The sequence below is a fragment of the Mycobacterium sp. HUMS_12744610 genome (assembly GCF_041206865.1).
GTDB lineage: Bacteria > Actinomycetota > Actinomycetes > Mycobacteriales > Mycobacteriaceae > Mycobacterium > Mycobacterium servetii.
This window is the reverse complement of the sequence record NZ_JBGEDP010000001.1, coordinates 530,780-544,928: the sequence shown is the minus strand read 5'-3', so window position 1 is coordinate 544,928 and position 14,149 is coordinate 530,780. Positions and strand designations below refer to the sequence as shown.

General features: G+C 71.2%; 12 protein-coding genes and 1 pseudogene. 7 read left to right on the top strand and 6 right to left on the bottom strand.

From position 1 onward, the window contains the following. Positions 1-49 precede the first annotated feature (49 nt). Together AB8998_RS02750 and AB8998_RS02745 are read right to left on the bottom strand one after the other, a co-directional pair. Positions 50-871, bottom strand: coding sequence for a slipin family protein (locus AB8998_RS02750; RefSeq protein WP_369741404.1), 822 nt, complete (start codon positions 869-871; stop codon positions 50-52). Positions 872-965: 94 nt separating this feature from the next. Next, positions 966-3,083 carry an acyl-CoA dehydrogenase family protein gene (locus AB8998_RS02745; RefSeq protein ID WP_369736714.1) on the bottom strand — a complete coding sequence of 706 codons (2,118 nt, stop codon included), beginning with the start codon at positions 3,081-3,083 and terminating at the stop codon, positions 966-968. A gap of 324 nt (positions 3,084-3,407) precedes the next feature. Between AB8998_RS02745 and kstR the strand changes: the two genes are divergently transcribed. Continuing rightward, the gene (gene kstR, locus AB8998_RS02740; protein WP_369741403.1) at positions 3,408-4,010 is read left to right on the top strand and encodes a cholesterol catabolism transcriptional regulator KstR; all 603 of its coding nucleotides are present in this window, start codon (positions 3,408-3,410) and stop codon (positions 4,008-4,010) included. Here kstR and AB8998_RS02735 read toward each other — a convergent pair. Continuing rightward, positions 4,007-5,086, bottom strand: coding sequence for an Rv3575c family transcriptional regulator (locus tag AB8998_RS02735; RefSeq protein ID WP_369736713.1), 1,080 nt, complete (start codon positions 5,084-5,086; stop codon positions 4,007-4,009). The genes kstR and AB8998_RS02735 overlap by 4 nt on opposite strands. 186 nt (positions 5,087-5,272) lie before the next feature. Between AB8998_RS02735 and AB8998_RS02730 the strand changes: the two genes are divergently transcribed. The 6 genes from AB8998_RS02730 to AB8998_RS02705 are packed head-to-tail and all read left to right on the top strand — an operon-like array spanning position 5,273 to position 10,775. Continuing rightward, positions 5,273-6,157 (top strand): metal ABC transporter solute-binding protein, Zn/Mn family, encoded by an 885-nt coding sequence (locus tag AB8998_RS02730; RefSeq protein WP_369736712.1) that lies wholly within the window; start codon positions 5,273-5,275, stop codon positions 6,155-6,157. After that, positions 6,154-6,978, top strand: coding sequence for a metal ABC transporter ATP-binding protein (locus tag AB8998_RS02725; RefSeq protein WP_369736711.1), 825 nt, complete (start codon positions 6,154-6,156; stop codon positions 6,976-6,978). The genes AB8998_RS02730 and AB8998_RS02725 overlap by 4 nt, the downstream gene beginning before the upstream one ends. Continuing rightward, complete coding sequence (locus tag AB8998_RS02720; RefSeq protein WP_369736710.1) at positions 6,975-7,838, top strand: metal ABC transporter permease; 864 nt, start codon at positions 6,975-6,977, stop codon at positions 7,836-7,838. Before AB8998_RS02725 ends, AB8998_RS02720 begins: the two co-directional genes overlap by 4 nt. Positions 7,839-7,847: 9 nt before the next feature. Beyond that, positions 7,848-8,606 (top strand): LamB/YcsF family protein, encoded by a 759-nt coding sequence (locus tag AB8998_RS02715; protein ID WP_369736709.1) that lies wholly within the window; start codon positions 7,848-7,850, stop codon positions 8,604-8,606. Then, the gene (locus AB8998_RS02710; protein WP_369736708.1) at positions 8,606-9,520 is read left to right on the top strand and encodes an MBL fold metallo-hydrolase; all 915 of its coding nucleotides are present in this window, start codon (positions 8,606-8,608) and stop codon (positions 9,518-9,520) included. Before AB8998_RS02715 ends, AB8998_RS02710 begins: the two co-directional genes overlap by 1 nt. A 13-nt stretch (positions 9,521-9,533) precedes the next feature. Continuing rightward, entirely contained in the window at positions 9,534-10,775 is a 1,242-nt protein-coding gene (locus AB8998_RS02705) for an SLC13 family permease (protein WP_369736707.1), read from the top strand. On the opposite strand, the gene AB8998_RS02700 is transcribed toward AB8998_RS02705, so the two are convergent. From AB8998_RS02700 to cysS, 3 genes and pseudogenes are all read right to left on the bottom strand, one after another. Next, positions 10,772-11,710, bottom strand: a complete 939-nt coding sequence (locus AB8998_RS02700; protein WP_369741402.1) for a glycerophosphodiester phosphodiesterase — start codon at positions 11,708-11,710, stop codon at positions 10,772-10,774. The two genes, AB8998_RS02705 and AB8998_RS02700, sit on opposite strands and share 4 nt — an antisense overlap. Positions 11,711-11,767: 57 nt before the next feature. Continuing rightward, positions 11,768-12,732: pseudogene (gene rlmB, locus AB8998_RS02695) on the bottom strand (23S rRNA (guanosine(2251)-2'-O)-methyltransferase RlmB); the annotation flags it as partial. After that, entirely contained in the window at positions 12,733-14,142 is a 1,410-nt protein-coding gene (gene cysS / locus AB8998_RS02690) for a cysteine--tRNA ligase (protein ID WP_369736706.1), read from the bottom strand. It abuts the pseudogene before it with no gap. Positions 14,143-14,149 lie beyond the last annotated feature (7 nt).

The window sequence follows — 14,149 nt, the reverse complement described above, 5'->3', positions numbered from 1 at the left end:
ATTACCCCGGTGCGGCGCCTCGGCCGCGGGCCGACCTACCCGCTTCGGGTCAGCGCGCGGCGGTGGCGTGTAGCCGCTCTCCCGGAAACCCCTCGGGTTCAACCGGCTTGGCCGCGCCCAACTCCCGCGTCAGGAAGCCGGTGAGTTCTCCGATCGCGCTCATCAACGGGGCCGGGAACACGATGGTGGTGTTCTTCTCCACGCCGAGTTCGAGCAAGGTCTGCAGGTTGCGCAGCTGCAGCGCCAGCGGGTGCCGCATCATCGTGTCGGAGGCGTCGCCGAGCGCGGCGGCGGCGCGCGCCTCTCCTTCGGCGGCAATTATTTTGGCCCGCTTCTCCCGCTCGGCCTCGGCCTCGCGAGCCATCGCGCGCTTCATGCTGTCGGGCAGCTGGATGTCCTTGAGCTCCACCAGGGTGACCTCCACGCCCCACTCGACGGTGGTGGTGTCGAGGATCTGGCGGATGCTGCCGTTGATCTTCTCCGTCTGGGCCAGCACCTCGTCGAGGGAGTGCTGCCCGACGACGTTACGCAGCGTGGTCTGAGCGATCTGATCGATCGCGGCGCGGACGTTTTCGATGACCACGACGGACTTGCGGGCATCGATCACCCGGAAGTAGGCGACCGCGGCGATGTCGACGCTGACGTTGTCCCGGGTGATGATGCCCTGGGACTGGATCGGCATCGTCACGATGCGCATCGAGACCCGCCACAGCCGGTCGATGACCGGAACGATGAACCGCAACCCGGGTTCGCGGACACCGATCACCCGGCCGAGACGGAAGTGCACGCCGCGCTCGTACTGCTGCACCACCCGGACCGACGCGGCGAGCAACAGCATGCCCACGAAGACGACGATCGCGGTGGCGACCATTGCGTCATAGCTCACAAGCATCAACGCTAGAAGCTCCGCCGCCGGCCGTCAGCAGCCACAAGTCCCGAGCCGCATGGCCGAAAGGCCCTCGCCGTCAGCGGGGCAGCCCGAGCAGCCGCTCGGCGGCGACGGTGAGCAGGATCTGCTCGGTACCGCCGGCGATCGTCAGGCAGCGGGTGTTGAGGAAGTCGAACACCGCCTGGTTGTGGACCAGCCCGCCGCCCTCGCTCACGTCCATCATGTATTCGGCCAGCGCCTGCCTGTAGCGCACCCCGATGAGCTTGCGCACGCTGGACTGAGCCCCGGGGTCCTGGCCGCCCACGGCGAGCTGCGCGATGCGCTGGTCCAGCAGCGCGCCCGTCTGGGCCAGGACGATGAGCCGCGCCAGCCGGTCCTGCTGGGCCGCGTCGAGATCGAGCCGGGCCAGCACCTCGAGCAGCTCTTCCATCGGGTTGCCCAGGGCGGTACCGGTGGCCATCGCCACGCGCTCGTTGGCCAGCGTGGTGCGCGCCAGCCGCCAGCCGTCGTTCACGGCGCCGACCACCATCTCGTCGGGCACGAACACGTTGTCCAGGAACACCTCATTGAACAGTGAGTCGCCGGTGATCTCGCGCAACGGCCGGATCTCGATGCCGGGCGATTTCATGTCGACCAGGAAGTAGGTGATGCCCTTGTGTTTCGGGGCGTCCGGGTCGGTGCGCGCCAGGCACACGCCCCAGCGCGCCTTGTGCGCAGCCGAGGTCCACACCTTCTGCCCGGTCAGCAGCCAGCCGCCCTCGCCCCTTACCGCCTTGGTGCGCAGCGAGGCCAGGTCGGAGCCGGCGCCCGGCTCGGAAAACAGTTGACACCAGAGGAATTCGCCGCGCAGCGTGCCCGGCACGAAACGTTCGATCTGCTCCGGCGTGCCGTGTTCGAGGATGGTCGGCGCCGCCCACCAGCCGATCACCAGGTCGGGACGCGCCACGCCGGCCGCCGCCAACTCCTGGTCGATCAGCAGCTGTTCGGCCGGCGAGGCGCCGCGCCCGTAGGGCGGCGGCCAGTGCGGCGCCTGCAGGCCGGCCTCGGCCAGCGCCACCTGACGCTTCTCCTCGGGCAGCGCGGCGACGTCGGCGACGGCCGCGGCGATCTCGGGCCGCAAACCCTCGACGTCGGTGAGGTCGATGCCCAGGCGGCGGCGCACACCGCCCTGGGTCAGCGCGCTGATGCGGCGCAGCCAGCGTTCGGTGCCGCCGAGGAACCGGCCGCTGCTGTGCGCCCGGCGCAGGTACAGGTGCGCGTCGTGCTCCCAGGTGCAGCCGATGCCGCCGAGCACCTGGATGCAGTCCTTGACGTTGGCCTTCGCGGCGGTGATACACGTGCTCGCCGCCAGGGCCGCCGCGATCGCGAACTGGGCCGCATCAGGGTCCCCGGCGGCGCACGCGGCGTCGGCGGCGGCCACCTCGGCCTGCTCGGCGCGGCACAGCATCTCCGCGCATAGGTGCTTGACGGCCTGGAAGCTGCCGATCGGCTTGCCGAACTGCTCGCGCACCTTGGCGTAGGCGACCGCGGTGTCCAGCGACCACCGGGTCACGCCGGCCAATTCGGCGGCCAGCACCGTCGCGGCCAGTTCCTCGACGCGACCCTCCGGCACCTCGAGCACGGTGACGGGCGCCGACGTCAGCACCACCCTGGCCAGCGGCCGGGAGAAGTCGGCGGCCCGCAGCGGGTCGAGCCGCACGCCCTCGCCGGCGGCGTCGATCAACAGCCACTTCCCGTCGGCCGGGGCCAGCAGCAGGCCGCCCGACGCGGCGCCGGACACCAGCGGCAGGATTCCCGACGCCGTCACGCCGTCGAAGCGCAGATCGCCTTCGAGCGCCAGGCCGGCGAAGCGCTCGCCGGAGGCGAGCTCCGCCAGCACTTCGGGCTCGGGCACGACCAGCGTGGCCAGCGCGGTGGTCGCGACCGGCCCGGGCACCAGCGCCTTGGCCGCCTCTTCGACCATCGCGCACAGGTCCTCGATGCTGCCGCCCGCTCCCCCGCATTCCTCGGCGACGGCCACGCCGAAGATGCCGAGGTCGGCCAGGCCCGCGAACACCGGCCGCCAGGCGTCGGCGCTGCCCTGCTCGACGGCGCGGATCGCCGCGGTCCCGCCCGGCCCCGAACTCGAGTTGCGGGCCCAGTCGCGCACCAACTCCCGCGCCGCGAACTGCTCGTCGGTGACGGTCGCTACCACGTGTGAGCCCTCCGTGTCATGTTCCGGGGTGACGAATCCGGCGTTGACCGACGGTCCGCATTGTCCGATTCCTCCGCGGGTTGCTGCGCAACCCGCATCGTCATCAGACTAGAACGTGTTCTAATAGTGCCAGCGATCGACCGTCAAGTAAAACTGCATTACAGCAGCACACGTGGCTGTCCCGGCGGTACGGAGGTGGGAAATTCACACTCAGCGTGCGTATCGTTTGCAAGCGAACCGCCCACGGGAGGAGCGATCCGTCAGATGCCAGCCAACACGAACTCGGGCCGAGTGTCCGACTCGCAGCCGCGCGAGGTCATGAACGTGGCGGTCCTGGCCGAGTCCGAACTCGGTTCGGAGGCGCAGCGGGAGCGCCGCAAGCGCATCCTCGACGCCACGATGGCCATCGCGTCCAAGGGCGGCTACGAGGCGGTCCAGATGCGGGCGGTCGCGGACCGCGCCGACGTCGCGGTGGGGACGCTGTACCGGTACTTCCCCTCGAAGGTGCACCTGCTGGTGTCGGCGCTGGGCCGGGAATTCAGCCGCATCGACGCCAAGACCGACCGCTCCGCGGTGGCCGGGGCCAGTCCGTTCCAGCGGCTGAACTTCATGATCGGCAAGCTCAACCGGGCGATGCAGCGCAACCCGCTGCTCACCGAGGCTATGACCCGCGCCTACGTCTTCGCCGACGCGTCCGCCGCCAGCGAGGTCGACCAGGTTGAGAAGCTCATCGACTCGATGTTCGCCCGGGCCATGGCCGACGGCGAACCCACCGAGGACCAGTACCACATCGCCCGGGTGATCTCGGACGTGTGGCTGTCGAACCTGCTGGCGTGGCTCACCCGGCGCGCTTCGGCGACCGACGTCAGCAAGCGCCTCGACCTGGCGGTGCGACTGCTGATCGGCGACACCGAACGGGCCCCTTAGCCGGGAGGTCCGACGGTCCGGCCCCGGATCAGCTCGGTGTCCAGCAGGTCGATGACCGGCAGCCCCGTGCGCGGTGGCCGCAGCAGGAGTTCACCGGCGCGACGGCCCTTGCGCAGGCTCGGCTGCACCATCGTGGTCAGGCCCCGGCTGATCGCCTCGGGCACCCCGTCGAACCCGGTGACGCTGATCTGGCCGGGCACGTAGATGCCGCGCGCCCGAAGGTAATCCATGGCCGACAGGGCCAAGACGTCCGCGGTGCACATCAGCGCGGTGATCCGCGGATTGGCCTCGAGCGCCACCCGCGCGGCGTCGCCGCCCGACTCGGGCAGGTGCTCGTAGCTTTCCACCACGGTCAGCGACTCCGGGTCCACACCGGCGTCGCTCATGGCCTCCCACACGCCGAGGATGCGTTCGCGCTGCACGTCGAAGGCCGGTGAGCGCAGCCGGTCGGCGTCTACCAGGCCCTGCCGGCGGTCCCGGCTCAGCCGCATGGTCAGCAACCCGATCTCGCGATGACCCAGCCCCACCACGTACTCGGCGAGCTCGCGCATCGCCGCCCGGTCGTCGATGCCCACCCGGGACACCCCCGACAAACCCTTGGGCTGGTCGACCACCACCACGGGTAGGCGGCGCTGCAGCACCACCTGCAGGTAGGGATCGTCGTCGCAGACCGAATACACCACGAAGCCGTCCACACCGGCGGCCAGCACCGCGGCGGTGCCGTCCTGCAGGCTGCGGGTGGGGCCGACGGCCACCAGCAGCAGGCCCTGCCCCAGCTCCTCGCACGACTGCGCGACTCCCGCGACCAGGTCCCGCGCCGCCGGGTCGCTGAAGAAGTACGTCAGCGGTTCGGCCATCACCAGGCCGACGGCGCCGGCCTTGCGCGTGCGCAACGATCGCGCGACCGGGTCGGGTCCCGGGTAGCCCAGCCGCTTCGCCGCGGCCAGCACGCGTTCGCGCAGGTCGGCGGAGAGCTGATCCGGCCGGTTGAAGGCGTTGGAGACGGTTGTGCGCGAGACCTTGAGGTCGTCCGCCACCGAGGCCAGAGTGGCGCGCCGGCGCGGGGTGGGGCTCACGCTCGGTGAGGCTACAGCGGATCGCCGTCGGCGCCTACGAGGCTCCGCGACGCCACTTTGAAGTGGAAACGATTTTCATTAGTATTATTGGGTCGGCCGATCAGGCCACGAAGAACGCCCGGGACGCCCAGCGCCGACGGGACACACACGGCAGGAGTTCACGTGCGCCGTCGCTGGCGATCGGTCTTGTCGATCGCCCTCGCCGGCGCCACGGCCCTCACCGGCTGCGCGTCTCCCGGGCACCCGCACGCGCACACGGTGGTTGCGTCCACCGACGTATGGGGCAGCGTGGCGCAGGCGGTCGCGGGCCGCCATGTCGCCGTCACGTCCCTCCTGAGCGGCGCCGACGCCGATCCCCACGCGTACCGGTTGACCCCCTCGGACGCCGCCGCAATCGCCGACGCCGCCCTGGTCGTCTACAACGGCGGCGGTTACGACCCCTGGGTGAACCCGGCGCTGGCCGGGCGTCCGCGCGTCGCGGCCGTCGACGCCTATTCGTTCGCGGCGTCCCCGGCGCCGGACCGGCAACCACCCGACGAGCACGTCTTCTACGACATGGATGTCGCCAGGTCGGTCGCCGTGGCCATCGCCGACCGGCTAGCGGCCATCGACCCGCCAAACGCCGCCGACTACCGCGCCAACGCCGCCCGGTTCTGCCGCGCGGCCGACGGCATCGCCATCTCCGAGCACGCCATCGCCAGCGCGTACCCCGGTGCCGCGGTCGTCGCGACCGAACCGGTGGTGCATTACCTGCTGACCGCCTCGGGCCTGGTGGATCGGACCCCCGCCGCGTTCACCGCGGCCAACGAGGCCGAAACCGATCCCACGCCGGCCGACATGGCATCGGTCCTCGGCCTCATCGAGCACCGGGAGGTCTCGGCGCTGCTGATCAACCCGCAGACGTCGACGCCCGCGGTCGACGGCCTGCGACAGGCCGCACGGCGGGCGGGCGTGCCGGTCACCGAGGTGACCGAGACCCTGCCGGAGCACACCGACTACCTGACCTGGCAGCGTGACACGGTCAACCAGCTGCTCGCCGCCCTGCGCACCAACCGGCGGGCGCAGCCGTGAGCGTGCAAGCGGCCCCAGCCGTCGGCCACCCCGTGCCCACGGTCCGCATGATCGGCGCCCGGCTGGCGTTCGGTGACCGCACGCTGTGGGACCGCCTGGACCTGTCGGTGTCCAAGGGTGAGTTCATCGCGGTGCTGGGCCCCAACGGCAGCGGGAAAACGTCGCTACTCAAGGTGCTGCTCGGGCAGCTGCCGCTCAGTGGCGGCACGGTGCTGGTGGACGGCAGGCCCGTCACCGCCGGCAGCGACCGGGTCGGATACGTGCCGCAACATCGTCCGCTCGACCGTGACGTGATGCTGCGCGGTCGCGACCTGGTCCGGCTGGGCGCCGACGGGCGCCGCTGGGGCGTCGCCCCGCTGCGGTCGGCCGGGCGGGCCCGTCGCCGTGCGGCCGTCCGACGCGCGCTGCGCCAGGTCAACGGCGAGCATCTGGCCGACGCCCGCGTCGGCGTGCTCTCGGGCGGTGAACTACAACGGCTGCGGATCGCGCAGGCGCTGGTCAGCGACCCGGCGTTGCTGCTGTGCGACGAACCGCTGCTCACCCTGGACCCGGCCAACGCCAAACTGGTGGCGGCGCTGATTGACCGCCGCCGCCGGGACGCCGCGACCACCGTCATCGTCGTCACCCACGAGGTCAATCCGATCCTGCCGTACGTGGACCGGGTCCTGTACCTGGTCGACGGCCGCTTCGGGATCGGCAGCGTCGAGCAGGTTATGACCACCGAGACGCTGTCGGCGCTGTACCGGGCCGACATCGAGGTGGTGCAGGTCAAAGGAGGCTACGTGGTGGTGGGCGAGCCGATCGACGGGCACCTCCGGTGAACCACCGCCTCGCCGACGTGCTGGGCCACCTGTTCTCCTTCGACGTCACCGCCCACCTGCTCAGCCACGACTTCGTCCGGCAGGCGCTGCTGGCGGCCGCCCTGCTGGGACTGGTGGCCGGACTGATCGGACCGTTCGTCGTCATGCGCCAGATGTCGTTCGCGGTGCACGGATCCAGCGAACTGTCGCTGACGGGCGCCGCGTTCGCGCTGCTGGTCGGCGCCCCCGTGAGCGTGGGCGCGCTGGCCGGCAGCGCTTTGGCCGCCGCGCTGTTCGGGATCCTCGGCCAGCGCGTCCGGGAACGCGACTCGGTGATCGGGGTGGTGCTGGCGTTCGGGATGGGGCTGGCGGTGCTGTTCGTCTACCTTTACCCGGGCCGGAGCGGCACCAGCTTCGCGTTGCTGACCGGCCAGATCGTCGGCGTCGGCTACACCGGCCTGGCCATGCTGGCACTGGTGTGCCTGCTGGTCGCCGCGGTGCTGGCGGCGTGCTACCGCCCGTTGTTGTTCGCCACCGTCGACCCGGAGGTGGCGGCCGCGCGGGGTGTGCCGGTCCGCGCGCTGGGCGTCGTGTTCGCCGCCCTGGTCGGCGTGGTGGCGGCCCAGGCGGTGCAGATCGTCGGGGCGCTGCTGGTGATGGCGCTGCTCATCACCCCGGCGGCCGCGGCGGTCCGGGTGGTCGCCTCGCCGGCCGCCGCGATCGCGGTCTCGGTGGTCTTCGCCGAGATTTCCGCCGTCGGGGGCATCGTGCTCTCGCTGGCGCCCGGCGTCCCCGTCTCGGTCTTCGTCGCAACCATCTCGTTCGTGATCTACCTGCTGTGCCGGCTACTCGGGCGACGCCGCTATCCGTCGCTTCCCTAAGCTGGGCACGTGGCCCGAATCGACCTGAACGCCGACCTGGGCGAGGGTTTCGGTGTCTGGCGTCTCGGCGACGACGAGGCGATGCTCGAGATCGTCACGAGCGCCAACGTGGCGTGCGGATTCCATGCGGGCGATCCCGCCGGCCTGTTGCAGGTGTGCCGGTCGGCCGCCGAGCGCGGGGTGCGCATCGGGGCCCAGGTGAGCTACCGCGACCTCGCCGGGTTCGGCAGGCGTTTCATCGACGTCGACGCCGAGGAACTGCTCGCCGACGTGGTCTATCAGATCGGCGGGTTGCAGGCGATCGCCCAGGCGTGCGGTTCGACGGTGTCCTACGTCAAACCCCATGGCGCGCTGTACAACACGATCGTCGCCAATCGTGAGCAGGCTGCCGCCGTGGCGGCGGCGGTACACCTGGTGGACGCCGGCCTGCCGGTGCTGGGCATGGCCGGTTCGGCCTTCTTCGAGGAGGCGGCCCGCCTCGGCCTGCGCACGGTCGCCGAGGCTTTCGCCGACCGCGCCTACCACCCGGACGGCAGCCTGGTCTCCCGTCGGGAACGCGGTGCCGTGCTCGACGACCCGGCGGCGATCGCCGAGCGCGTCGCGACCATGGTGACCTCGGGCCACGTCACCGCGATCGACGGCGCCCGTGTCGCCGTCGACGTGGAATCGGTTTGCGTGCACGGGGATTCGCCCGGCGCGGTGCGGATCGCCACCGCGGTGCGTGACCGGCTGCGGGCCGCCGGCTCCGACATCAGGTCGTTCTGCTGATGCGGCTGCGGCTCGGCCGGCCCGATATCGCGCGGTATGCGGACCGCTTCGACGTGCCCGCCGCCGAATCCGGGCTCTCGGTGACCTGGCTGGGCGTGTCGACGCTGCTGGTCGACGACGGGTCGTCCGCGCTGATGACCGACGGGTACTTCTCCCGGCCTCCCCTGGCGCGGGTCGCCGCGGGCACCGTGGCACCGGCACCGGCGCGCGTCGACGGCTGCCTCGCCCGCGCCAGGGTGTCCCGGCTCGCGGCGGTCATCCCGGTGCACACCCACATCGACCACGTCCTGGACTCCGCCCTGGTCGCCGACCGCACCGGCGCGCAGCTGGTCGGCGGGCGATCGGCGGCCAATGTCGGGCGGGGGTACGGCCTGGCACCGAACCGGCTGGTCGTCGCGGTCGACGGCGAACCGATCCGGTTGGGCGCCTACGACGTCACGCTGGTCCGGTCGCGGCACTGCCCGCCCGACCGGTTTCCCGGGGTGATCGATGCGCCGCTGACCCCGCCGGTGCGCGCGTCGGCCTACCGCTGCGGAGAGGCATGGTCGGCGCTGGTGCACCACCTGCCGTCTGGCCGGCGGCTGCTGATCCAGGGCAGCGCCGGCTTCGTCGAGGGCGCGCTGGCCGGCCAGAGCGCGGACGCGGTCTACCTCAGCGTCGGCCAGCTCGGCCTTCAGCCTCGGTCCTACCTCGTCGACTACTGGACGCAGACCGTGCGCGCGGTGGGCGCGCGCAGGGCGATCCTGGTCCACTGGGACGACTTCTTCCGCCCACTGTCCAAGCCGTTGCGCGCCCTGCCCTATGCGGGCGACGACCTGGACGTATCCATCCGAATTCTCGACGAACTGGCCGCACGGGACGGCGTCGCGCTGCACCTGCCCACGGTGTGGCGGCGCGAGAACCCGTGGGCGTGAGACGGATCGAATCGTGATGCTGGCCCTTTCGCTGTTGCTGCTCGCTGTCGTCCTCGGGTTCGCCGTGCTGCGCCCGTCGGGTTGGCCGGAGGCTTTCGCGGCGGTCCCAGCGGCCGCCATCCTCGTCGGGGCCGGCGCGATCTCGGTGCACCAGGCGGTGCGGCAGGTCGCCGACCTGTCCGGTGTGGTGGCGTTCCTGGGGGCGGTGCTGGTGCTCGCCAAACTGTGCGACGACGAGGGCCTGTTCGAGGCCGCGGGTGCGGCGATCGCGCGGGTACGCGTCGGGTCGCACGGGCTGCTGCGCCAGGTGTTCGTCATTGCCTCGACCATCACCGCCGTGCTGAGCCTGGACGCCACCGTGGTGCTGCTGACGCCGGTGGTGCTAGCCAGCGTGCGCCTGCTGCGCACGCCGGTGCGCCCCTACGCCTACGCCACCGCTTCCCTGGCCAACGCCGCGTCGTTGCTGCTGCCGGTGTCGAACCTGACCAATCTGCTGGCCTTCCACGTGGCGGACATCTCGTTCACCAGGTTCGCCCTGGTGATGGCGTTGCCCTGGCTGGTCACCATCGCCGTGGTGTACGCGGTCTTCCGCTGGTTCTTCGCGGCGGACCTGCGCGTCACACCCCAACCCGAGGAACGCGATCCGGCGCCGCGCCCGCCGGTTTTCGTATTGGTGGTGGTGGGGCTGACGCTGGCCGGGTTCGCGGTCGGCCAGTCGGTCGGGGTGGCCCCGGCGTGGGTGGCGCTGGCCGGCGCCTCGGTGCTGGCGATGCGCAGCCTCGGTCGCGGGCACACCTCGGTGGTCGAGATCGTGGGCTCGGCGAGCGTGTCGTTCCTGGTGTTCGTGCTGGGGCTCGGCGTGGTGGTGCACGCGGTCATGCTCAACGGGATGGATGCCGCCATGTCCCATGTGCTGCCGTCCGGTTCGGGTCTCGCTGCGCTGCTGGCGATCGCCGCGGTGGCCGCGGTGCTGGCCAACATCGTCAACAACCTGCCGGCGACGCTGGTGTTGTTGCCGCTGGTGGCGCCCGCCGGGCCGGTCGCCGTGCTCGCGGTGCTGCTCGGGGTCAACATCGGCCCCAATCTGACCTACGTCGGCTCGCTGTCGAACCTGTTGTGGCGCGGCGTGTTGCGCCGTCACGATGTCGAATTCGGGGTCGGGGAGTACAACCGCCTCGGGCTGTGCACCGTTCCGGTGAGCCTGGTGGCGGCCGTGGTCGCCCTGTGGGCGAGTGCGCGGCTGCTGGGCCTCTAGTTCCGGTGGTAGGCCGGCGGCAGCGGCATACCGAGCCCGGCCATTACGCTGCGCGCCAGCGTCGGGTAGTCGGTGATCAGCCCGTCGACCCCGTCGGCGATCTGATCGCGCATGTCGGCGGCGTCGTCGACGGTCCACGGAATGACCCTGAGCCCCAACGCGTGCGCGCGGTCCACGAAGGCTTTGTCCACCAGCGTGTAGTCCGGCGAGGCGGTGTCTGCACCGACCAGCATCGCCCCGACGAGAGGATCCCCGACGAAGGCTGGGTCGACGCCGTTCAACCACGGCGAATCCGGTACCCACGTCGTGTGGTCCCACAACGCCGCCAGGGGAATCAACGGGTCGGCCCGGCGCACCAGCGGTAGCGTCCGCCAGTCGAAGCTCTGTATCTCCACGCGATCGGCCTTGCCCGCCGCCCGGACCGCGGCCAGTATCACGTCGACGAACTGCTGGGGGTCGGCCGAATCCGCGGGCCGGTCGGCCTCCACCTTGGTCTCGATGTTGTAGCGGATGTCGGCGCGGTAGGAATCGGCGAGCGCGAACACCTCCGGCAGGACCGCTATCCTGTTGCCCCGCAAAACTTCCGCGTCGGGAAAATCGGGGAGCCGCTTGCCGCAGTCCAGGGTGCGGATCTGCGCCAGCGTCAGGTCGTGCACCAGCTTGCCGACGTAGGGGTACCGGGGGTCGTGCGGGAACGCGGCCGCGGTGTCCGAGCACTTCTCGGGCTCGATCGTCGCGTCGTGCCACACCAGCGGCTGCCCGTCTTCGGTGAGGACGATGTCGAATTCGAGGGTGGTGACGCCTAATTCGATCGACTTGGCGAACGCCCGCAGCGATTCCTCGGTGGTCTCGCCGCGCCCGCCGCGGTGCGCCTGCAGATCGAAGCCGGGCGGTTGCGCGGAGGCCGTTGGGGCCAGGAGCGTCACTGCCGCCAGCAGCGCACCCCATGTGCGCGAGCAGACGCAGAATCGCCGGGAAACTGCCCGTTTTGGGCGATTCTGCGTCTGCTCGGCCAAAGAGGCTAGCTCCTGCGCTGGCGGGCTATCTCGGCGAGCACCACCCCGGCGGCCACCGAGGCGTTCAGTGACTCGGTATCGCCGGCCATCGGGATCGACACCACCTCGTCACAGTTCTGCCGCACCAGCCGCGAAAGTCCCTTGCCTTCCGAGCCGACGACCACCACCAGCGGGTCGGTGCCGTCCAGGCCGTCGAGCGCGGTGTCGCCACCGGCGTCCAGGCCGACGACTCGCAGTCCCTTGTCGGCCCAATCCTTCAGCGTCCTGGTGAGATTGGTGGCCCGCGCCACCGGAATGCGGGCCGCCGCGCCGGCGCTGGTGCGCCAGGCCACCGCCGTCACCGACGCCGATCGCCGCTGCGGGATCAGCACGCCGTGGCCGCCGAACGCCGCCACCGAACGCACGATGGCGCCCAGGTTGCGCGGATCGGAGATGTTGTCCAGCGCGACCAGCAGCGCCGGCGGCGAGCCGAGGGCGTCGGCGAGCAGGTCGGCGGGGTGGGCGTAGTCGTACGGCGGCACCTGCAACGCGATGCCCTGGTGCAGGTGGTTGGCGGTCATGCGGTCCAGGTCCGAGCGCGGCACCTCGAGGATCGAGATCCCCGAATCCGCGGCCCGCGCAACCGATTCGGTAAGCCGCTCGTCGGCTTCGACGCCCAGGGCGACGTAGAGCGCGGTCGCCGGCACACCGGCGCGCAGACACTCCAGCACCGGGTTGCGGCCGAGCACCGTCTCGGTCTCGTCGGCTTTACCCCGCGCGGGCCTGCGCGGCTGGGCCTGCTGCGTGCGCTTGGCGGCGGGATGATTGGGCCGCATGTGCGCCGGCGGTGTGGGCCCGCGTCCCTCGAGCGCGCGGCGACGCTGGCCGCCCGACCCGACCGTCGGCCCCTTCTTGGTTCCCGACTTGCGCACCGCGCCGCGGCGCCGCGAGTTGCCGGCCATTTACCTGCTCCCGTCGCCGCGCAGCGACCACTGCGGCCCGTCCGCGGTGTCGGTGACCTCGACACCGGCCTCGTTGAGCCGATCGCGGATCTCGTCGGCCAGGGCCCAGTCGCGCTCCTGACGGGCCCGTTGCCGGTGCTCCAGTTCGGCGCGCACCAGCACGTCGACGGCGGCCAGCGCCGCCGAGGTCTCGTCGCGGGTTTCCCAGCGTTCGTCGAGCGGGTCGCAGCCCAGGATGCCCATCATCGCGCGGATCGCGCCGGCGTGCTCGAGCGCACCTTCGTGATCGCCGGCATCGAGCGCCCGGTTGCCTTCCGCGCGGGCGTGATGGATTTCGGCCAGGGCGACGGGAACCGCCAGGTCGTCGTCGAGTGCCGCGGCGAACCGTGGGGTCCATTCGCCCGGCTCGACGGCACCGACCCGGGCGCGGACGCGGTGCAGGAACTCCTCGACCCCGACATAGGCTTTGACCGCGTCCTGCAGGGCGGTCTCGGAGAACTCCAGCATCGACCGGTAGTGCGCGCTGCCCAGGTAGTAGCGCAGTTCGGCCGGGCGGACCCGCTGCAGCATCGCCGGTATCGACAACACGTTGCCCAGCGACTTGCTCATCTTCTCCCCACCCATCGTCACCCAGCCGTTGTGCAGCCAGTAGCGGGCGAACCCGTCGCCGGCCGCGCGGCTCTGCGCGATCTCGTTCTCGTGGTGGGGAAAAACCAGATCCATTCCGCCGCAGTGGATGTCAAATTCCGCGCCGAGGTAGGTATGCGCCATCGCCGAGCATTCCAGGTGCCAGCCCGGGCGGCCGCGGCCCCAGGGCGTGGGCCACGACGGCTCGCCGGGCTTGGCGCCCTTCCAGAGGGTGAAGTCGCGCGGGTCCCGCTTGCCGGTGGCCGCGCCCTCACCCTGGTGGACGTCGTCGATCCGGTGCCCGGACAGCTGCCCGTACTCGGGGTAGCTGAGCACGTCGAAGTAGACGTCCCCGCAGGCGGCGTAGGCGTGCCCCGTCTCGATCAGGCGCTGCATCAGCTCGACCATCTGGGTGATGTGCCCGGTCGCCCGGGGCTCCGCGGACGGCGGCAAGACGTCCAGCGCGTCGTAGGCCGCGGTGAACGCGCGCTCGTAGGTGGCCGCCCATTCCCACCACGGCCGGCCAGCCGCGGCGGCCTTGTTGAGGATCTTGTCGTCGATGTCGGTCACGTTGCGGATGAACGCCACGTCGTAGCCGCGGGCGATCAGCCAGCGGCGCAGGATGTCGAAGGCCACCCCGCTGCGCACGTGCCCGATGTGCGGCTGACCCTGGACGGTGGCGCCGCACAGGTAGATCGAAACGTGGCCCGCGCGCAACGGAACAAAGTCACGCACGGCGCCGGCCGCCGTGTCGTGTAGCCGCATGCGGGCGCGATCGGTCACGACGTGC

Excerpts from the sequence above, each read along its gene's own strand:
- AB8998_RS02750 (WP_369741404.1), bottom strand. The coding sequence starts at position 871 with ATGGTCGCCACCGCGATCGTCGTCTTCGTGGGCATGCTGTTGCTCGCC.
- AB8998_RS02710 (WP_369736708.1), top strand. The coding sequence starts at position 8,606 with ATGCGGCTGCGGCTCGGCCGGCCCGATATCGCGCGGTATGCGGACCGC.